Source organism: Rhodococcus sp. NS-SX18 (assembly GCF_057367935.1).
Genome location: NZ_CM170633.1, coordinates 1554033 through 1572998 on the forward strand (window position 1 = coordinate 1554033; position 18966 = coordinate 1572998).

The following is an 18966-nucleotide window of genomic DNA, read 5'->3' on the forward strand; positions in this document are numbered from 1 at the left end:
TGTCGGACGCGGATTCTCCCGGCTCGAAACGGGGACGGTACCGCGGTTTCCGCTCACCGGGACTGCGACCCGGGAAGGCGCACGGTGCCGCGCGCCCGAGCGGGCGCGGCGTTCGGTTACCCACTGGTAACAGAGCGAATGTTCTGTTACGGTCCCGCTGTGCCCCGTCCCCGCATCCACGACCTCGACGAGGTTCTCGACGTCACCGAGAACCTGGTGGTGGCCGGGGGTGCGAGCGCCGTGACGCTGCGCGCGGTCGCCGCGGCCACCGGGATGTCGAACGGGGCTCTGTACCACGCCTTCGGCTCACGTGGTGGTCTGGTCGGCCGGGCCTGGTTGCGCGCGGCCCACCGCTTCCTCGACCTGCAGCGCGCGGCGGTCGACGAGGTTCTCGGCTCCGCGTCGACGCCGGACCGGGGGATCGACGCCGTCGTCGCCGCCGCCGATGCCCCTGCGGCGTTCGCCGCCCGGTTCCCCGAGTCCTCATGTCTCCTGCTCACCGTCCGGCGCGAGGAGTTGCTCGGGTCCGACCCGCCGGCGGACGTCGCCGCGGAGCTGAGCCGGCTCGATTCGATTCTGGTCGCGCTGCTCGTCCGCCTGTCCCGGGCGTTGTGGGGCCGCGGCGACGCGCGTGCGGTCGCGGTCGTCGAGGACTGTGTCGTCGGTCTGCCCACCGGTCTGCTGCTCCGGCGCCGGCGTGTGCCCGACGCGGCCATGCGCCGCCGTCTCGAGGCCGCGGTCCGCGCGGTTCTCGCCCTCGATCCTCCGCCCGCGCCACCCGGGCGCGGCGGCCACACGAAAGGCCCGCGATGACCGCCACTCTGACCTACCGGGACAAGATCGCCGTCCTCGACCTCGGCGACGACGAGAATCGGTTCTCTCCCGACTGGCTCGACACCGTCGATCGGCTCCTCGACGAAGTGCAGCAGAACGCGCACGCACTCGTCACCACGGCGACGGGGAGGTTCTACTCGAACGGCCTGGACCTCGAATGGCTGACAGCGCACGGTGATCGGGCGCAGTGGTACGTCGGCCGGGTGCAGGCGCTCTTCGGCCGCATCCTCACCTTCCCGCTGCCGACGGTCGCCGCTGTGGTCGGGCACGCGTTCGGGGCGGGCGCCATGCTCGCCGTCGCGCACGACTACCGGGTGATGCGCGCCGACCGGGGCTACTACTGCTTCCCCGAAGTCGACATCCACATCCCGTTCACGCCGGGCATGGCCGCGCTGATCCAGGCCAAGCTGACCCCGCAGACCGCGGTCACGGCGATGACCACCGGTCACCGGTACGGCGGCCTCGAGGCCGAGGCCGCCGGCCTGGTCGACCGCACGGCCGGCGCGGGCGGCGTCCTGGACGCCGCCGTCGAACTCGTCACCCCGCTCGCGGGCAAGGACCCCGGCACCCTCGGCGCCATCAAGTCCACCATGTACGCGGCCGTGGTCGACGTGCTCGCCCAGGGCCGGGCGTGACCGGTCACGAACGTCCGTGATCGGACGGAATCGGTTGACGCGGAGCGGAATCCGGTCCCGGTAGCAGTGCGCGCACCGCGTCGACGGTGTCCGCCTCGGCGGCGGTCTTGTCGGGGCGGTAGCGCAGCACGCGGGCGAAGCGCAGCGCCACCCCGCCGGGGTAGCGGGGGCTGACCTGAACGCCGTCGAGTTCGATCTCCACGACCAGCTCCGGGCGCAGGTACACCGTGTGCGCGTCGCGGCTGCGTTCGTGCCGCGGGAACTCTTCGGTCTGCCATTGCAGCAGGGCGTCGGTCAGTCCCTTGAACGTCTTGCCCACCATGATCGGCTCGCCGCCGTCCGGATCCCGCGCGCCCAGATGGAGATTGGACAGGTAGCCGGTGCGACGGCCGTAACCCCATTCGGCGCCCAGCACCACCAGGTCCAGGGTGTGCTCCGGCTTGACCTTCTGCCAGGCGCGGCCGCGCCGGCCCGCCGCGTAGGGGGCGGTGAGATCCTTGACGACGACACCCTCGTGCCCGGCGGCGAGGGCCGCGTCGAACTGGGCATCCGCGGTGGCGTCGTCCGGCCGCAACACGCCCGGGATCCGGTGGTCCGGCGCGACCCGCTGCAGAGCGTCGAGGCGGTCGGCGAGCGGCGCGTCGAGCAGGTCGGTGCCGTCGAGGTGCAGGCAGTCGAAGAAGTACGGGTGCAATAACAGCTCGTGTGCGGATTCGGCGCCGAAGCGGCTCATCGTCTCCTGGAACGGCCGGGGCCGGCCCGCAGGGTCGAGTGCCAGGGTCTCGCCGTCGAGCACGACCGACGTGCAGGGCAGTGTGCCGACCAGCTCCACGAGTTCGGGGACGCTGCGGGTGATCTCCCGCAGCGTGCGGGTGAACACCCGCACCGTCTCACCCTGGCGGTGCACCTGGATGCGGGCGCCGTCGAGCTTGTACTCGACGCTGACCTCACCGCCGAACTCGTCGTATGCGCCGGCGAGGGACTGGGCCGGGGCGGCGAGCATCGGCCGGATCGGCCGGCCCACCTCCAGCCGGAAGGCGGCGAGCGCGTCCGCGCCGCCGCCGAGGCCGGCCGCAGCGGTCGCGGGCAGCCGGCCGGAGAGCATGAACGCCCGGCGCACGGTCTCTGCCGGCAGACCGGCCGCGGCGGCTACCGCGTCGGTCATCACCCCGTCGAGCGCACCCTGCCGCAGATCCCCGGTCAGCAGCCGCACCAGGAAATCCTGTTCCTCGGCGGTGGCCGCGCCGAGCAGGCCGGCGAGCAGTTCGCGTCGCCGCCCCGTCGAGCCGGCCCCGGACAGACCGGCGAGCTCGGTGAAGGCCCGGTCCACGTCGGAGACGGTCAGCGACGGCTCCTCGGACGGGTCGATGCGGGACCCGGCGAGGGTGCGCCAGCCCACGCCGATCCGGCCCTGACGGGGCTCACCCGCCAGCCACGACACCACGGGCTCGACCTCCCCGGGGTCGAGGACGGCGAGGAGGGTGCGCAGTTCCTCCACCTTGGCCCGCCGCGACCGGGTGGCGCCGACGGCCTGCGAGGTGGCGACGATCGTCGAGAAGAGCACGTTCCGACCGTACCGACCACCGCCGCTTCCGGCGCGGTTTCACCGCCGGTTCCGGCGCGGTTTCACTGCCGGTTCCGGCGCGGTTTCACTGCCGGTTCCGGCGCGGTTTCACCGGGTCAGTCGCCGACGCGTTCGCCGGTCTCCGGATGGAACAGGTGCACCGTGCCCTCCCGCTTGCGCAGCCGGATCGTGTCCGCCAGCCGGGCGGGGGTGCGGGTGAGCGAGCGCGCGACGAGGGGGGTGTTGCTGCGCGCGACGCGGGTGTACACGTACGACTCGCTGCCGAGCTCTTCGACGAGTTCGACGATGGTCTCGACGCCGTCACCCTCGGTGATCTCGAGCTGTTCGGGCCGGATCCCGACGGTGACGGTCTCGAGGCCGGCGCGGTGCAGCGAGGCGATGCGGTCGCGTTCGACCTCGACGACGGTGCTGCCGATCTGCACGCCGCCGTCGACGATCCGCGCGTCGAGCAGGTTCATCGCGGGCGAGCCGATGAACCCGGCGACGAATGCGTTGGCGGGCCGGTCGTACAGCTCGGTGGGGGAGGAGAACTGCTGCAGCTTGCCGCCGCGCAGCACCGCCACCCGGTCGCCCATGGTCATCGCCTCGACCTGATCGTGCGTGACGTACACGGTGGTGGTGCCGAGTCGCCTTTGCAGCGCGGCGATCTGGGTGCGGGTCTGCACGCGCAGCTTGGCGTCGAGGTTGGACAGCGGCTCGTCCATGCAGAACACCTGCGGTTCGCGGACGATCGCGCGGCCCATCGCGACGCGCTGGCGCTGGCCGCCGGAGAGCTTGGCGGGTTTGCGGTCCAGGTAGTCGGTGAGGTCGAGCAGCTTCGCCGCCTGTTCGACCTTGCGGCGCCGCTCGTCGGCGCCGACGCCGCGCATCTTCAGCGCGAAGCCCATGTTCTCGGCGACGGTCTTGTTCGGGTAGAGGGCGTAGTTCTGGAAGACCATCGCGATGTCACGATCCTTCGACGGCACGCCGACCATGTCGCGACCGCCGATGCTGATCGAGCCTTCGTCGATGTCCTCGAGACCGGCGAGCATCCGCAGGGCGGTGCTCTTGCCGGAGCCGGACGGCCCGACCAGGACGACGAATTCTCCGTCCTGGATGTCCAGGTTCAGGGAGTCGACGGCGAGGGTGTCGGAGTTCTCGTAGATGCACGACGCGTTGCGGTAGGTGATCTCGGCCATGACGGTTCCTTCGGAAAGTGTGTGGGGGAGTTACTTGATCGCGCCGAACGACAGGCCGCGCACGAGCTTGTTCTGGGCGAGCCAGCCGGCGAGGACGACAGGCAGCGCCGCCATCGTGGCGGCCGCGGACAGGCGGGCCCAGTACAGGCCTTCGCCGGTGATGAAGCCGACGAGGAACACGGGAATGGTCTGCGCCTGCACCGCCGTGAGGTTGACGGCGAAGAAGAACTCGTTCCAGGAGAAGATGACGCAGATCAGGGCGGTGGCGGCGATGCCGGGGGAGACGAGCGGCAGGATCACCTCCCGCACCGAGGTCCACAGGTTCGCGCCGTCCATGCTCGCGGCCTCGAGCAGCTCGCCCGGCACCTCGAGGAAGAACGAGCGCATCATCCACACCGCGATCGGCAGGTTCATCGCGGTGTAGAGGATGATCAAGGCCCAAATATTGTCGAGCAGACCGATGTTCGCGACGATCACGTACAGCGGGATGATCGCGGCGACGATCGGCAGCATCTTCGTGCTGATGAAGAAGAACAGCGCGTCCTTGGTCTTGCGTACCGGCCGCAGCGACAGGGCGAACGCGGCGGGCACGCCGAGCAGCAGGACGAGGATCGTCGACACGCCGGTGGCGAAGGCCGAGTTGAGCAGGCTGACACCGACGCCGGTGTCGAACACCGCGCGGAACTGGTCGAGGGTGGGCGTGAAGAAGAACTTCGGGGGATCCGAGTAGGCGTCGGCCTCCTGTTTGAAGGCGGTGAGCACCATCCAGAACACCGGGAAGAAGAATCCCAGGGCGGCGATCCAGGCGACGACACCCCACGGATTGGCCTTGCGGTGTTTGCGTTTCCGGGCTCGGGCCGGGACGGTCTCCGGTGTGGGAGCCTGCTGTGCGGTGGGGGCGGTGGTGCTCATCAGGCGGCCTCCTCCTTGCCGGTGAACGATGTGAAGATCAGCCGCAGTGCGACGGTGGCCACGACGATGGTGGCGACGACGACCACCACGCCCATGGCGGCGGCCTGGCCGATGTCGAAGCCGAGGAACGCACGCTGATAGATGTAGAAGGGCAGGTTGGAGCTCGCGGTGCCCGGTCCGCCCTGGGTCATCATGTAGATGGCGTCGAACGTGTTGACCAGGTGGATCGCGCCGAGCACGGCGCCGAGTTCGATGAACCGCCGCAGGTGTGGCAGCGTCAGCTCGCGGAACAGGGCGAAGGCGCCGGCCCCGTCGACCCGCCCGGCCTCGAGGATGTCCCGCGGCATCGACTGCAGCCCGGCCAGGATGAGCAGCATCATGAACGGGGTCCACTGCCACACCAGGTTCGCCATCACCGCGGCGAGTGGGTAGCGGCTGACCCAGTCGATCTGCCCCACGCCGAACGGGGAGAGCACGAAGTTGACGATGCCGAACACCGGATCGAACATCGCGGTCTTCCAGATCAGTGCGCCGGCGACGGGGGTGACGAGAAACGGGGTGATGAGCAGGGTGCGGACGATGCCGCGGCCGAGGAAGACCCGGTCGAGCAGCAGCGCGAGCAGCAGGCCCAGCACGACGGAGATCAGCACCGTGCCGACGATGAGGATCACCGTGTTGACCGCCACTTCGCGGAACTGACTGTCGCGGAAGACGTCCGCGTAGTTCTGCAGGCCCACGAAGCTGCGCGAGCCCGGCCGCACCAGGTTCCACGACTGCGTCGAGTAGTAGAGCGTGAACACGAACGGGATCTGGGTGACCACGATCATGAAGATCAGGGCCGGCAGCAGGGGTCCGCGTCGGCGCCAGCCCTCTGCGCGGGAGACCGCGTCGCTCTTGGCGTCGCGCACCCGGCGGATGCGCTCCGCGTCGTCGGCGGTGGAGGCGCCGACCGCCAGGGTTGTCATCGCTGATCCTCTCGGTAGGTGGCGCCGACCACGTCGGCGTATTCCTGCGCCTGTTCCAGTGCCTCGGTGACGGTCTTCTGGCCCGCGATCGCGGCGCTGATCTGCTGGCTCACCCGGGTTCCGAGGTCCTGGAACTCGGGGATGGCCAGGAACTGGACACCGGTGTAGGGCACCGGTTCGACCGTCGGGGCCTCCGGCGTCGCGCTCTCGATGGACTCGAGGGTGAGCGGACCGTATGCAGCTGCGGCCTCACGGTATTCGGGGATCTCGTAGGTCGACAGCCGGCTGCCGGGCGGTACCCGCTCCCAGCCGAGGGTCTCACCGACGGTGCGCAGGTACTCCTTGCTGGTCATCCACGCGACGAACCGCCACGCGGAGTCCGCATTGTCGCTGCCGACGGGGATGCCGAGCGACCAGCTGTAGAGCCAGCCCGCGTCGTCCTTGACCCGGATCGGTGCCGGGGCGTAGCCGATCTTTCCGACGACGTTGCTCGACGCCGGGTCCTCGAGGGTGGAGACCGCCGAGGTGGAGTCGTACCACATCGCGACCCGGCCCTGCGCGAGTTGCGTCGCGCATTCGCTGAAACCGCTTGTGGCGGCTCCGGGCTGACCGTGCTCGCGGACCAGGTCGACGTAGAACTGCACCGCCTCCACGACCTCGGGGCTGGTGAGCTGCGCGTTCCAGTTCTCGTCGTACCACCGGCCGCCGAAGGTGTTGATCACGGTGTTCAGCGGGGCGAGCACCTCACCCCAGCCGGGCTTGCCGCGCAGGCAGATCCCGGCGGTGTCGGGGGTGTCGAGCCGTGCGGCCGCGGCCGCGACCTCGTCCCAGGTGGGGGTCGGGGACAGGACGATCCCGGCCTGCTCGAAGAGGTCCTTGCGGTACATCAGGAAGGACGACTCGCCGTAGAACGGCACCGAGTACATGTCGCCCTCGTAGGACAGCGATTCGCGCAGGGTGGGAATGAAGTCGTCCTCGTCGTAGCCCTCCGTCCGGCGGGCGTACTCGGAGAGGTCGGTCAGCCACCCGTTCGCCGCCCACTGTGGCGTCTCGTAGTTGCTGATCATCACCACGTCGAATTCGCCGCCGCCCATGGCGGTGGAGGCCGTGATCTTCGCGCGGGCCTGGTTCTCCGAGAGGGTGACGAACCGCAGGTCGATATCCGGGTTCTCGGCCTCGAACTGTGCGGCGAGTTGCTGGGCGTCCTGCATCTGCGAGTTCGACACCATCGCGATGGTGACGGTCTGGTCGGAGGCGCCGATCGAGCCGGCGCCGGCGCAGCCGCTGAGGGTGAGGCTGAGCGCCCCGGCCCCGGCCGCAAGGATGCGGGTGGTTCTTCTGGATCTGTTCACCGATCGTCGCCTCTTCTCCGGTCTCTCCGGTGGTGTCATCGGTCGAGTAGCCAACGTGCGCACTCGATGTCGCATGCGAGCATGGTGGCCAGGCCGCCGCGCAGCGCCCCCAGTGCGGCCTGGTGTTTGGCGGCCCCGCCGGTGACGAGGACCGCACCCGGGCAGGCGCGGATGTCGTCGAGCGAGACCGACACGGCGCGACGGTCGAGATCCCCGCCCACGGCCGTGCCGTCGGCGTGGAAGAACCGTCCCGCGATCTCTCCGACCGCGCCGAGGTCGGTGAGGGTGTCGAGCATGGCGGTGTCGAGATAACTGCCCTCGAACAGGGTGGTCGACGTGGACACCGCGCCCACGCCGAACATCATCATGTCGGCGTGGCGGCCGACGTCGAGGGCGCGGGAGATCATGGAGTCGGCACGCAGGGACGCGACCGTCGCGGGGTCGGCGTACAGGGGGACCGGGAGCCGGACCATCCTGGCCTGCAACTGCTCCGCGCAACGCCCGAGCACGTACTCGGCGCCGGTCTGGTAGTCGGACGTGGTGACGGAGCCGTCGAGCTGGACGATCGTCGCGCACGTGGCCCCGCCCGGCGGCAGCGCCTGCGCGACGGCCACGGTCTCCGGTCCCCAGGTGAACCCGAGGGTGTCGGTCGCGCGGATCCGCCGGCTGATCAGGGCTGCGGCGGCCCGTCCGACCCCCGCGAAGCTGGCGGCCTCGTCGAGCGGGCCGGCCGTGTCCACCCCGTCGCCGACGACGACGGCCTCGAGCAGACCGAAACGCTCCTCGAGGGCGCGTTCCTCGTCGGCGTGCAGGTCGTCGCGCAGGTTGGCCGGCACGTTCACCTCGATGCGCACCAGGCCCTGGGCCCGGGCCCGGGCGACGAGCCGTCCCGCGGTCGGCCGGGAGACGCCCAGGCGCGTCGCGACCTCGGCCTGGGTGAGGCCGTCGAGGTAGTACAGCGTCGCCGCGCGCAGCGCCAGGCGCAGATCCTCCGGTGCCGCGGTGGCCGCGGGCGGGTTCGGGACGGTCACGTCATCTCCTGGGTGGGAGGACTCGGGTGGGGAGCCGGTGGTTCGTAGAGCGTGAGCAAATGCTCATGGGTGCGTTCATCTGCTCAGTACGCTAGCATCGGCAGTGTGACCCACACAACACCCCCGTCGATCCCGGATCGCATGCGCGCCGCCGTCCTGGTCGAACCCGGACGGATCGAGATGCGCGAGCGGCCGGTCCCCGAACCCGCACCCGGCGACGTGCTCGTCCGGGTCACCTCGGTCGGCGTGTGCGGATCGGACACGCACTACTACCGCGAGGGCCGCATCGGTGAATTCGTCGTCGAGGCGCCGCTCGTCCTCGGCCACGAGGCCTCCGGCACGATCGCCGCGGTCGGCGCCGGCGTCCCCGCGGACCGGATCGGGCAGCGCGTGTCGATCGAGCCGCAGCGACCCGACCCGAACACCGACGAAACCCGGCACGGGCGCTACAACCTCTGCCCGCACATGCGGTTCTACGCCACCCCGCCCGTCGACGGCGCCTTCTGCGACTACGTCACCATCGGGGCGGAATTCGCCCATCCCGTCCCCGACGCCGTCTCCGACGACGCGGCCGCCCTCTGCGAGCCGCTGTCCGTGGGCATCGCCGCCGTCCGCAAGGCGGGCGTCACCGCCGGATCCCGGGTACTGATTACCGGCGCCGGCCCCATCGGCATCGTCACCGCGCAGGTCGCCCGCGCCTTCGGCGCCACCGACATCGTCGTCACCGATCTCGACGCGGACCGCCGCGCGCTGGCCCGGAAGTTCGGGGCGACCGACGCCCTCGACCCTCGTACCGACGACGTCACCGACCTGCACGTCGACGCCTACATCGACGCCTCCGGCGCCCCCGCCGCGGTCGCCGGCGCGATGCGGGCAGTGCGGCCCGCCGGCACCGTCGTCCTCGTCGGCTCCGGCGCCGACACGATGGACCTGCCGGTCCAGCTGATCCAGAACCGTGAGCTGGTTCTCACCGGCGTCTTCCGGTACGCCCACACCTGGCCGACGGCCGTCGCCCTCGCCGCCGCCGGCCGCGTCGACCTCGACGCGATGGTCACCGCCCGCTTTCCGCTCGAGCGGGCAGCCGAAGCACTCGAATCCGACCGGACACCCGGCAACATCAAGACCGTCGTGCGGGTACACCCCGGCGACGACACGTAAGGAGCCCCGAAGTGGACCTGGGGGAGAACACCCTGACCGCCCTGCCCGTCCCCGGCCCGACGTACTCGCGGCGCGACATCGGTGTCGGCATCGTGCATTTCGGGGTCGGTGGTTTCCATCGTGCCCATCAGGCGATGTACGTCGACCGGCTGCTCGAACGCGGCGCCCGCAACTGGGGCATCTGCGGTGTCGGCGTCATGCCCGGCGACCGCCGCATGCGCCACGCCCTCGCGGCCCAGGACGGCCTCTACACCCTGATCCTGCGCCACGCCGACGGCAAGTGGGAACCGCGGGTGATCGGCTCGATCGTCGACTACCGTTACGCACCCGAGGATCCCGAGGCGGTGATCGAGCTGATCGCAGCGCCCACCACCCGCATCGTCTCGCTCACCGTCACCGAGGGCGGCTACAACATCCGCCACGACACCGGCGAGTTCGACGTCGACGACCCCGCCGTCCGCCGCGACGTCGAGCACCCCGACGCCCCCGCCACCGTCTTCGGGCTCGTCACCGCCGCCCTCGGGCGCCGACGCGAACGCGGGCTGCCGTCGCCGACGATCATGTCCTGCGACAACATCGAGGGCAACGGCACCGTCGCGCGGCGGGCCTTCACGACCTTCGCCGCGCTCGTCGACCCCGGTCTCGCCGACTGGATGCGCGAGCACACCCGGTTCCCCAACTCGATGGTCGACCGCATCACCCCGGTCACGACCGGCGACATCGCCCCCGAACTCGACGCCCGCTTCGGCGTCCGCGATCGCTGGCCCGTCGTCGCCGAGCCGTTCACCTCCTGGGTGCTCGAGGACGACTTCTCCTGCGGCCGGCCGGCATTCGACGAGGCGGGGGTGCAACTCGTCGACGACGTCGCCCCGTACGAACTGATGAAACTGCGCCTGCTCAACGCGAGTCACCAGGCGCTCGCGTACTTCGCGCACCTGTGCGGCTACCGCTACGTGCACGAGGCCGCGCAGGACCCGTTGTTCGCGGAGTTCCTGCTCGAGTACATGGACGCCGAGGCCACCCCCACCTTGCGGCCGGTGCCCGGCATCGATCTCGCGCAGTACAAGCGCACCTTGATCGAGCGCTTCGCCAACCCCGAGATCCGCGACACCGTCGCCCGGCTGTGCGCCGAATCCTCCGACCGCATCCCGAAATGGCTGCTGCCCGTGGCGCGGGAGAACCTCGCCACGGGCGGATCGGTGCGCCTGGCCGCCGCCGTCGTGGCCAGCTGGGCCCGCTACGCCGAGGGCACCGACGAGGCCGGCGAACCCATCGAGGTCGTCGACCGACTCGCCGGCACCCTCGGCCCCCTCGCCCGCAGCCAACGCGAGAACCCGACCGCATTCCTCGAAAACCGCTCCGTCTTCGGCGATCTCGTCGACGAGTCGCGGTTCGTGGACGCCTACCGATGGGCGCTCGACTCCCTGCACCGCGACGGTGCCCGCGCCACGCTCGAAGCCCTCCGCAGCAAGGTCGGATCGTGAACGGGCACGTCCTCGTCGTCGGCGAGGCCCTGATCGACATCGTCCGGCGCGGCACGGCCGGACCCGTCGAACACGTCGGCGGCAGCCCGCTCAACGTCGCCGTCGGCCTCGGCCGCCTGGGCCGCGACGTCGAATTCGTCACCCACATCGGCGACGACGACCGTGGCCGCCGTATCGTCCGCCACCTCGCCGATTCCTCGGTGCGGCTCGCCGCCGGCAGCAGCACCGCGCCGCGCACCCCCACGGCGACCGCCACCCTGGACGAGAACGGCGCCGCCACCTACGAGTTCGACCTCGAATGGCAACTGCCGGATCCGCGCCCGGAACCCGGTGCCGGACACGTACACACCGGGTCGATCGCGGCCCTGCTCGAACCCGGCTGCGAGGCCGTCGCCGCGCTGCTCGACCGGCACGTGCCCACCGCGACGATCAGCTACGACCCCAACGTCCGGCCCGCCCTCGTCGGCGACGACCCCCACGTCCGCGACCGCATCACCCGCTTCGTCGCGGGCGCCGACGTCGTCAAGGCCAGCGACGAGGACCTGCGCTGGTTCGCCCCCGGCCGCGACCCCCGCGACGTCGCGCAGGAGTGGCTCACCCTCGGGCCGGCGCTCGTCGCGGTGACCCTCGGCGCGGGCGGTGCCGTCGCGGTCGCGCGGTCCGGTGCCGTCGACGTCGCCGCGCACCCGGTCGAGGTCGTCGACACCGTCGGTGCCGGCGACGCATTCATGGCCGGTCTGCTCGACGCCCTGTGGACGCAGGACCTGCTCGGCGATCGCGAGGGCCTGCGCGGAATCGGACCGGACGCGGTGCGCGCGGCCCTGGACGTCGCCGCGCGCACCGCGGCACTCACCGTCGCGCGCCCGGGTGCGGACCTGCCGACCCGCGGGGAGCGGGACTCCGACTCGAAGGAGCAGTGGTGACGCTCGTCGCCGGGATCGATTCGTCCACCCAGTCCTGCAAGGTCCTCGTCTGCGACGCGCGCACCGGTCACGTCGTGCGGGAGGGCCGCGCCCCGCATCCCGACGGCACCGAGGTGGACCCGCGTGCCTGGGCGGATGCCCTCGGCCGTGCCGTCGCCGCCGCCGGCGGGCTCGACGACGTCGCCGCGGTGTCGGTCGGCGGTCAGCAGCACGGGCTGGTGACCCTCGACGAGACCGGGACGGTGGTGCGCCCCGCGCTGCTGTGGAACGACACCCGCTCGGCCGCGGCCGCCGCCGACCTCGTCGCCGACCTCGGCGGCGGGCAGGCGTGGGCCGACGCCGTGGGGGTGGTGCCGCTCGCCGCGATCACCGTCGCCAAGGCGCGCTGGCTCGCCGACCACGAACCGGGCCACGCCGATCGCGCCGCGGCACTGTGCCTGCCGCACGACTGGCTCACGTGGCAGCTCGCGGGAGCCTCCGACGTCGGCGCGCTCGTCACCGACCGCAGCGACGCCAGCGGCACCGGCTACTACAGCGCCGCCGACGGTTGCTACCGCACCGACCTGCTCGAACTCGCGCTGCGCGGCCGCCGGCCCGTGCTGCCCCGGGTGGCCGGACCGGCCGAACGGGTCGGGGAGACGGCCGCCGGCGCCGCACTCGGACCCGGTGCCGGGGACAACGCCGCCGCGGCTCTGGCCCTCGGTGCGCGCGAGGGCGACGTGATCGTCTCCGTCGGCACGTCGGGCGTGGTCTCGGCCGTCTCGGCCACCCCGAGCCGCGATCCGGCCGGGCTCGTCGCCGGTTTCGCCGACGCCACCGGCCGGCACCTGCCGCTCGTGTGCACCCTCAACGCGGCGCGGGTCCTCGACGCCACAGCCGCGCTGCTCGGGGTCGACCACGACGAACTGTCACGGCTCGCGTTGTCGGCCCCGCCCGGCGCCGGCGGACTGGTGATGGTGCCGTACCTCGAGGGCGAGCGCACCCCCAACCGGCCCGACGCCACGGGCGCGATCCACGGTCTGCGTCTGACGAATTCGACGCCGGAACACCTGGCACGCGCGGCCGTCGAGGGACTGCTGTGCTCGCTCGCGGACGGTCTCGATCACATCACCGTGCAGGGCGTGCCGGTGCGGCGGGTGCTCCTCGTCGGCGGCGGTGCCCGTTCCCGGGCGCTGCGCGAACTCGCACCGGGCGTTCTCGGGATTCCGGTCGAGGTGCCCGAGCCGGGGGAGTACGTCGCCGTCGGCGCGGCCCGGCAGGCGGCCTGGGTGCTGGCCGGCGGCACCGAACCACCGCGCTGGGAAGGTGGCGCCGTGCGGCGCTACGAGGCGGACCCGGTCCCGGCCGTGCGTGCCCGGTACGGGGAGGTCCGTGACCTGACCGAGGGCACGATCCGCTGTCGCTGACGCGGGGGGCCGGTTCAGGACAGGCCGAAGGCACTGGCCAGGAAGTCGATCAGCCAGGAGAAGATCTCGGCGGACCCGATCACGCTCGAGCCCTCGTCCGTGGTGTCGGCGAGGGCCGTGCCGGGCGCGAGCGCCGACAGGACTGTGGCGCCGAGAACTGCCGTGGTGATGCGAGCCGACGTCCGCACGAGCGTCTCCTTCCGACGGGTATCGAAACCAGTTCATGATCGCCCGTGTGTGCGCCGGTTCGCGACCGCGATGAGTTCCGGTTCCGTCTCGGGTCGATATCTGTGACACCGACGTCAGCGACACCGACGTCAGCGACGCCGACGGTAGTGACACCGACGGTAGTGACACCGACGGCAGTGCCGTCATCCACCCGAGCAAGGAGAAGACGATGCAGAAGATCACCCCGTTCCTGTGGTTCGACACCGAGGCCGAGGACGCGGCCAAGTTCTACACCAGCGTGTTTCCGCGCTCCCGGATCCTCGGCACCACCTACTACCAGGACACCGGGCCCAAGCCGGCCGGCACCGTCATGACCGTCGACTTCGAGCTCGACGGCCAGCGCTACGTCGCGCTCAACGGCGGCCCGGAGTTCTCGTTCACCGAGGCGGTGTCGTTCCAGATCGACTGCGCCGACCAGGACGAGGTCGACCACTACTGGAACGCCCTCACCGAGGGTGGGGAGGAGAGTCAGTGCGGCTGGCTGAAGGACCGCTTCGGGCTGTCCTGGCAGGTGGTGCCGCGGCGGCTCTTCGAGCTGCTCTCCGACACCGACCCCGAGGCCGGGCGGCGCGTCACCGAGGCGATGCTGCAGATGCGCAAGATCGAGGTAGCGCCGCTCGAGGACGCCGCCCGCGGCTGAACCGGCGAGCCCAGCGGGCACCGTGGCGGCGGTGATAGCTTTCGGGCGATGACCACGCGCACCGAGCGGCTCGACGAGCTGCCGCTGACCCGCAGACACGGCAAGCTGCTGCTCGGCTCCGGCGTGGGCTGGGCACTCGACGCCATGGATGTCGGGCTCATCTCCTTCGTGATGGCCGCCCTGGCCGTGCAGTGGAGTCTGAGCACGACTCAGCTGTCGTGGATCGGGTCGATCGGCTTCGTCGGAATGGCGGTCGGGGCGGCGGTCGGCGGGTTGCTCGCCGACCGGATCGGCCGGCGCCAGGTGTTCGCGGTGACGCTGCTGGTGTACGGCCTGGCCACCGGGGCCGCGGCGCTTGCCGGCTCCGTCGCGGTGCTGATCGTGCTGCGGTTCGTCGTCGGCCTGGGTCTCGGCGCCGAGCTTCCGGTGGCGTCGACCCTCGTCAGTGAGTACGCACCGCGCCGGCAGCGCGGCCGCATGGTCGTCGCGCTCGAGGCGTTCTGGGCGGCCGGATGGATCCTCGCTGCCCTCATCGGCTACTTCGTGATCCCCCTCGGCGACGACGGCTGGCGCTGGGCGCTGGCCGTGGGAATCGTCCCCACCCTGTACGCGGTAGTCGTCCGGTTCGGCCTACCCGAATCCGTGCGATACCTCGAGCGCCGGGGCCGCTACGCCGAGGCGGAGAAGGCCGTGCGGTCCTTCGAGATGTCCGCCGGCGTCGCGGCGCCCACGGACGTGGAAGAGACGTCGCGTCCGGTGCTCACGGAGACGAGCGCCGAGTCGATCTGGTCGCCGCGGCTGCGGCGGCGCACCGCCGCCCTGTGGACGGTGTGGTTCTGCATCAACCTCTCGTACTACGGTGCCTTCATCTGGCTGCCGAGCCTGCTGGTGAACCAGGGCTTCGATCTGGTGAAGTCCTTCCAGTACACCCTGATCATCACGCTCGCACAGTTGCCGGGATACGCCGTCGCGGCATGGCTGATCGAGGTGTGGGGGCGCCGTGCAACTCTGGCGAGCTTCCTCGCCGGCTCGGCCGCGGCCGCGGGCCTGTTCGGGCTGGCCGACACGCCCACCGAGATCGTCGCCGCCGGAATGGCGTTGTCGTTCTTCAACCTCGGCGCATGGGGCGCGCTGTACGCGATCGGACCGGAACTGTATCCGACGTCGGTGCGGGCCGCCGGGACCGGTGCGGCGGCCGCGTTCGGGCGCATCGCCTCGATCCTGGCGCCCCTGCTCGTGCCCTGGCTGCTCACCGGCGGTGGCAATGCTCTCGTGTTCGGGGTGTTCGCGGCGGCGTTCGTGCTCGCCGCCGTCGCCGCCTTCACGCTTCCGGAGCGCAAGGGGCACGTGCTCGAGGCCTGAGCCCTACGCCCGTGCGGGCGGCATCTGGCTGCAGGCCGTCGCCACGGCGAAGGCCCCGAGCGCCGTACCGGTGACGAGGCGCTGCGCCCGGCGCCGTGCGGGTCGTCAGCGTCGTCCGGCGCGCTGGTCAGGTCGACGACCCGACCCGCGCGCACGTCGTGTCGCACCTGCGGATGTCGTTGGGCGCGTAACCGCCGAGTGACACCTCTCGCGCCGAATTCCGAGGCAGCGTGACCGGATGTCCGCACTCGGTGCGCGTGGAGTCATCCTTCTGTGCATTCCCAGCCATGTTCCGTCGCGAGCCGGGAACCTAGTGTTCCAGGTCACAAGCATCCGGCGGCGATGGGGCGCACTCGACGTCACCGCCGTGACCCGAAAGGACGGACCTGGACGTGGCGTCACTGCAGACGGTGCAGAGGATCGGACCGGTGCTGGACCTGTTCACGGTGCAGCACCCCGAGTGGGGAGTCTCCGAGGTCGCGGCGGCGATCGACGTTCCCCGGTCGAGCGCGCACGCCCTGCTGTCGAGCCTGGTCGACACGGGGCTGCTCCAGTGCCGCGCGCGCGGACGCTACCGGCTCGGTTGGCGCGTCGTGGAGCTGGGAGAGACGCTGCGCGGCACCGTCGACGTCCGGTCCTGCGCTGCCCCGGTCCTCGAGCGCCTGGTGGAGAAGTGCGGCGAGACAACTCATCTCGCGGTCATGGATCGATGGAACGTCCTCTACGTGGACAAGATCCTCGGAAATCACAACATCACCGTGCAGGGTGCGCGGATCGGTACGCGCCTGGATGCGCATTCCACGGCGGTGGGCAAGGTGCTGCTCGCGCAACTCGAGGAGCTCGAGGTGCGCCGGTATCTGGCCCTGCGCCCGTTGCGGCGGCTGACACCGTCGACCACCACGAACCCCCAGGCTCTGCTGGACGCCCTGGCCGGTGTGCGCTCGGCCGGCTTCGCCGTGGACCTCGGGGAGACGGTCTCGGAGGTGCACTGCGTCGCCGCCCCGGTGCGCGACGACCTGGGCTCCGTCGTGGCGGCCGTGAGCGTGAGCGTGCCCGCGACGCGCTTCGTCCAGCGGCGCCCGCAGCTCGAGCGGGCCGTGGTCGGTGCCGCGCACGAGATCACCCGGGCGATCGCCGAAGCCCGCGACTGCAGTCCCGTGCTCCTGCGGGACGACCCGGGGGCCGCCGGCTTGACGGCGGCGAGCCCACGCGCCTCCTGACCACGAATCCGACCGCACGAACGAGACAAGCGAAAAAGAGGAGCCATGGACACCGCCGCCCACAAGGCCGCAGACCGACTGCTCGAGGTGTATCGCACGGGGGAACCGATCGATCCGCTCACCCCGGACCATCCCGACGCGTCGATCGAACTCGCCTACCGGATCCAACAGCTGCAGGTCGAGCAGTGGACGCTGGCCGGTGATGTCGTCAAGGGCCACAAGGTGGGCCTGGCCTCCCGCGCGATCCAGCGGCAGATGGGCGTCGATCAACCCGATTTCGGGCATCTGACCGCGAGCATGTTCCACCTCGAGCACCAGCCGATCCCCGCCGGCCGCTTCCTGCAGCCGCGGATCGAGCCCGAGGTGGCGTTCGTGCTCGGCCGGCCGCTGGCCGGTCCGGGCGTCACCGCCGCCGAGGCCGCGCGGGCCGTGGACTTCGTGCTGCCCGCACTCGAGATCGTCGACTCGCGGATCCGGAACTGGAAGATCGGCATCTTCGACACCATCGCGGACAATGCCTCCTCCGGCGGCGTGATCCTGGGCAGCCGGCCGGTCTCCCTCTCCGAGGTCGACCTGAGGCTGATCGGATGCACGTTGCACATCGGCGGTGAACTCACGGCGACGGGAGCAGGCGGAGCCGTGCTCGGGTCCCCGCTCAACGCGCTGGTGTGGCTGGCCAACACGGTCGGCCCGCTCGGCGTCACCCTCGAACCCGGTCATGTCGTCCTTCCCGGCTCGATGACCAGGGCATTTCCGGTGACTGCAGGCGACTGCATCGTGGCGAACATCAGCGGGCTCGGCAGCGTCACCGCCGTGCTCGGCGGAAAGGACGAGAAATGAGCGACCAGTTGTGGAGCGCGGCCCGCGTCGCCGACGTGCTGCTGCGTGCGGAGGACACCGCGACCCCGCAGACGTCGATCCTCGCGGAATGGGACGGACTGGACCTGGGGACCGCGTACGCCGCGCAGGACATCGCGTTGCGCATGCGGCTCGCCCGCGGCGAGCGGCTCACCGGCGTGAAGCTCGGGGTCACGTCGAAGGCGAAACAGCGGCAGGTGGGCGTGGACTCGCCGTCCACCGCGTGGCTCACGGACCGGATGATCCTGCCTATCGGGGAGCCGGTCCCGCACGGGAAGATGATCCATGCCCGCGCGGAGCCGGAGATCGCGTTCGTCATGGGCCGCAGGCTCGAGGGACCCGGCGTCTCGGCCGCGACCGCACTGGCCGCGGTGGAGCACGTGGTCGGTGCGATCGAGATCATCGACAGCCGGTTCTCCGGCTACCAGTTCTCGATGATGGATGCCGTCGCGGACAACAACTCCTCCGGACGGTACGTCACCGGCCCGATCACCCGCCGGCCCGAGGACCTGGATCTCGCGCTCGAGGCATGCCTGCTCGAAGTCGACGGCGAGGTGGTCGATTCGGCGACCGGCGCCGCGGTGCACGGGCATCCCGCGGAGGCGCTGGCCTTCGCCGCGAACACCCTGGCCGAGCGAGGACTCGCCATCGAGGCAGGGTGGGTGGTGCTCACCGGCGGCATGACCGACGCCGTGCCGGTGCAGCCGGGGGCGCGCATCGCCGCGCACTTCACCACCCTCGGCACCGTCACCGTGGCGGGAGGCTGACGATGCCGTTCATCGACGTGACGATCGCGGAGGGGCGCAGCCCGGACGAGCTCCGGAAGCTGATCCACGAACTGACCCAGGCGGCGCACCGGGCCCTGGACGCGCCGCTACCCAACATCCGGGTGGTGCTGCGGGAGACGCCGAAGACACACTTCGCTGCGGGGGATGTGACGATCGCCGAGCGCGAGACGAGGACCTGAGCGGTCCGGGTATCCCGGACTGCGGCAGCGCCGCCCGGCAACGGAGTCGTGGGCTCGACCGGGCCGGGTGGAGACGCGATACAGAGCCGACGACACCGAAGGCCCGGTCGAGACGATCTCCCGGCGCAGCAGGATCAGCGAGATTCCAAGGGTGCCATCGAGATCCAGAAGTGGGTGCGCGCACGGCAGATCTTCGGCCGCGACCACACCGGACAGGTTCGGCAGTTC

At 71.1% G+C, this 18966-nt stretch carries 19 protein-coding genes and 1 pseudogene; 13 read left to right on the top strand and 7 right to left on the bottom strand.

From position 1 onward, the window contains the following. Positions 1 to 159: 159 nt before the first annotated feature. Both AC2IPW_RS07280 and AC2IPW_RS07285 read left to right on the top strand, forming a co-directional pair. Positions 160 to 813 carry a TetR family transcriptional regulator gene (locus AC2IPW_RS07280; protein ID WP_486376579.1) on the top strand — a complete coding sequence of 218 codons (654 nt, stop codon included), beginning with the start codon at positions 160 to 162 and terminating at the stop codon, positions 811 to 813. Further along, positions 810 to 1469 carry an enoyl-CoA hydratase-related protein gene (locus tag AC2IPW_RS07285; protein ID WP_203011522.1) on the top strand — a complete coding sequence of 220 codons (660 nt, stop codon included), beginning with the start codon at positions 810 to 812 and terminating at the stop codon, positions 1467 to 1469. The genes AC2IPW_RS07280 and AC2IPW_RS07285 overlap by 4 nt, the downstream gene beginning before the upstream one ends. Positions 1470 to 1473: 4 nt before the next feature. Here the strand turns inward: AC2IPW_RS07285 and AC2IPW_RS07290 are convergent, their stop codons facing one another. The 6 genes from AC2IPW_RS07290 to AC2IPW_RS07315 all read right to left on the bottom strand — a co-directional run bounded on the left by AC2IPW_RS07290 (position 1474) and on the right by AC2IPW_RS07315 (position 8492). Continuing rightward, entirely contained in the window at positions 1474 to 3033 is a 1560-nt protein-coding gene (locus AC2IPW_RS07290; protein ID WP_486376580.1) for an ATP-dependent DNA ligase, read from the bottom strand. A 116-nt stretch (positions 3034 to 3149) separates the two neighbouring features. After that, the gene (locus tag AC2IPW_RS07295) at positions 3150 to 4232 is read right to left on the bottom strand and encodes an ABC transporter ATP-binding protein (protein ID WP_450121787.1); all 1083 of its coding nucleotides are present in this window, start codon (positions 4230 to 4232) and stop codon (positions 3150 to 3152) included. Between the two features lie 30 nt (positions 4233 to 4262). Beyond that, positions 4263 to 5144, bottom strand: coding sequence for a carbohydrate ABC transporter permease (locus AC2IPW_RS07300; protein WP_003936010.1), 882 nt, complete (start codon positions 5142 to 5144; stop codon positions 4263 to 4265). After that, positions 5144 to 6109 carry a carbohydrate ABC transporter permease gene (locus AC2IPW_RS07305; RefSeq protein WP_003936011.1) on the bottom strand — a complete coding sequence of 322 codons (966 nt, stop codon included), beginning with the start codon at positions 6107 to 6109 and terminating at the stop codon, positions 5144 to 5146. The genes AC2IPW_RS07300 and AC2IPW_RS07305 overlap by 1 nt, the downstream gene beginning before the upstream one ends. Then, positions 6106 to 7461, bottom strand: coding sequence for an ABC transporter substrate-binding protein (locus AC2IPW_RS07310; protein ID WP_450121785.1), 1356 nt, complete (start codon positions 7459 to 7461; stop codon positions 6106 to 6108). Before AC2IPW_RS07310 ends, AC2IPW_RS07305 begins: the two co-directional genes overlap by 4 nt. 35 nt (positions 7462 to 7496) lie before the next feature. Continuing rightward, positions 7497 to 8492, bottom strand: a complete 996-nt coding sequence (locus tag AC2IPW_RS07315) for a sugar-binding transcriptional regulator (RefSeq protein WP_203011524.1) — start codon at positions 8490 to 8492, stop codon at positions 7497 to 7499. 141 nt (positions 8493 to 8633) lie between these two features. Here AC2IPW_RS07315 and AC2IPW_RS07320 point away from each other — a divergent pair, with 141 nt between their 5' ends. Genes AC2IPW_RS07320 through xylB form a run of 4 tightly spaced genes read left to right on the top strand, consistent with a single transcriptional unit; the run spans position 8634 to position 13463 of the window. Continuing rightward, entirely contained in the window at positions 8634 to 9650 is a 1017-nt protein-coding gene (locus tag AC2IPW_RS07320) for an NAD(P)-dependent alcohol dehydrogenase (RefSeq protein ID WP_486376979.1), read from the top strand. Between the two features lie 11 nt (positions 9651 to 9661). Next, complete coding sequence (locus AC2IPW_RS07325; protein ID WP_486376581.1) at positions 9662 to 11134, top strand: mannitol dehydrogenase family protein; 1473 nt, start codon at positions 9662 to 9664, stop codon at positions 11132 to 11134. Continuing rightward, complete coding sequence (locus AC2IPW_RS07330) at positions 11131 to 12057, top strand: carbohydrate kinase family protein (protein WP_416063055.1); 927 nt, start codon at positions 11131 to 11133, stop codon at positions 12055 to 12057. Before AC2IPW_RS07325 ends, AC2IPW_RS07330 begins: the two co-directional genes overlap by 4 nt. Next, positions 12054 to 13463: a xylulokinase gene (xylB, locus tag AC2IPW_RS07335; RefSeq protein ID WP_486376582.1), complete on the top strand. Its 1410-nt coding sequence runs from the start codon at positions 12054 to 12056 to the stop codon at positions 13461 to 13463. The genes AC2IPW_RS07330 and xylB overlap by 4 nt, the downstream gene beginning before the upstream one ends. A 14-nt stretch (positions 13464 to 13477) precedes the next feature. Here xylB and AC2IPW_RS07340 read toward each other — a convergent pair whose 3' ends face one another. Continuing rightward, positions 13478 to 13651, bottom strand: coding sequence for a hypothetical protein (locus AC2IPW_RS07340; RefSeq protein WP_161996180.1), 174 nt, complete (start codon positions 13649 to 13651; stop codon positions 13478 to 13480). A 209-nt stretch (positions 13652 to 13860) separates the two neighbouring features. On the opposite strand from AC2IPW_RS07340, the gene AC2IPW_RS07345 reads away from it, so the two are divergent. The 7 genes and pseudogenes from AC2IPW_RS07345 to AC2IPW_RS07375 all read left to right on the top strand — a co-directional run. After that, positions 13861 to 14331: a VOC family protein gene (locus tag AC2IPW_RS07345; protein WP_486376583.1), complete on the top strand. Its 471-nt coding sequence runs from the start codon at positions 13861 to 13863 to the stop codon at positions 14329 to 14331. A 48-nt stretch (positions 14332 to 14379) separates the two neighbouring features. Further along, positions 14380 to 15693, top strand: a complete 1314-nt coding sequence (locus AC2IPW_RS07350; RefSeq protein WP_486376584.1) for an MFS transporter — start codon at positions 14380 to 14382, stop codon at positions 15691 to 15693. A 392-nt stretch (positions 15694 to 16085) separates the two neighbouring features. Continuing rightward, positions 16086 to 16913 carry an IclR family transcriptional regulator gene (locus tag AC2IPW_RS07355; RefSeq protein ID WP_054372381.1) on the top strand — a complete coding sequence of 276 codons (828 nt, stop codon included), beginning with the start codon at positions 16086 to 16088 and terminating at the stop codon, positions 16911 to 16913. Positions 16914 to 16958: 45 nt separating this feature from the next. Further along, positions 16959 to 17753, top strand: coding sequence for a 2-keto-4-pentenoate hydratase (locus tag AC2IPW_RS07360; RefSeq protein ID WP_486376585.1), 795 nt, complete (start codon positions 16959 to 16961; stop codon positions 17751 to 17753). Then, entirely contained in the window at positions 17750 to 18538 is a 789-nt protein-coding gene (locus AC2IPW_RS07365; RefSeq protein ID WP_486376586.1) for a 2-keto-4-pentenoate hydratase, read from the top strand. The genes AC2IPW_RS07360 and AC2IPW_RS07365 overlap by 4 nt, the downstream gene beginning before the upstream one ends. 2 nt (positions 18539 to 18540) lie before the next feature. After that, a complete protein-coding gene (locus AC2IPW_RS07370) occupies positions 18541 to 18738 on the top strand; it encodes a tautomerase family protein (protein WP_003936023.1) in 198 nt (65 codons plus the stop codon). 82 nt (positions 18739 to 18820) lie between these two features. Next, positions 18821 to 18951, top strand: a pseudogene (locus AC2IPW_RS07375) (acyl-CoA dehydrogenase family protein); the annotation flags it as partial. Positions 18952 to 18966: the final 15 nt, after the last annotated feature.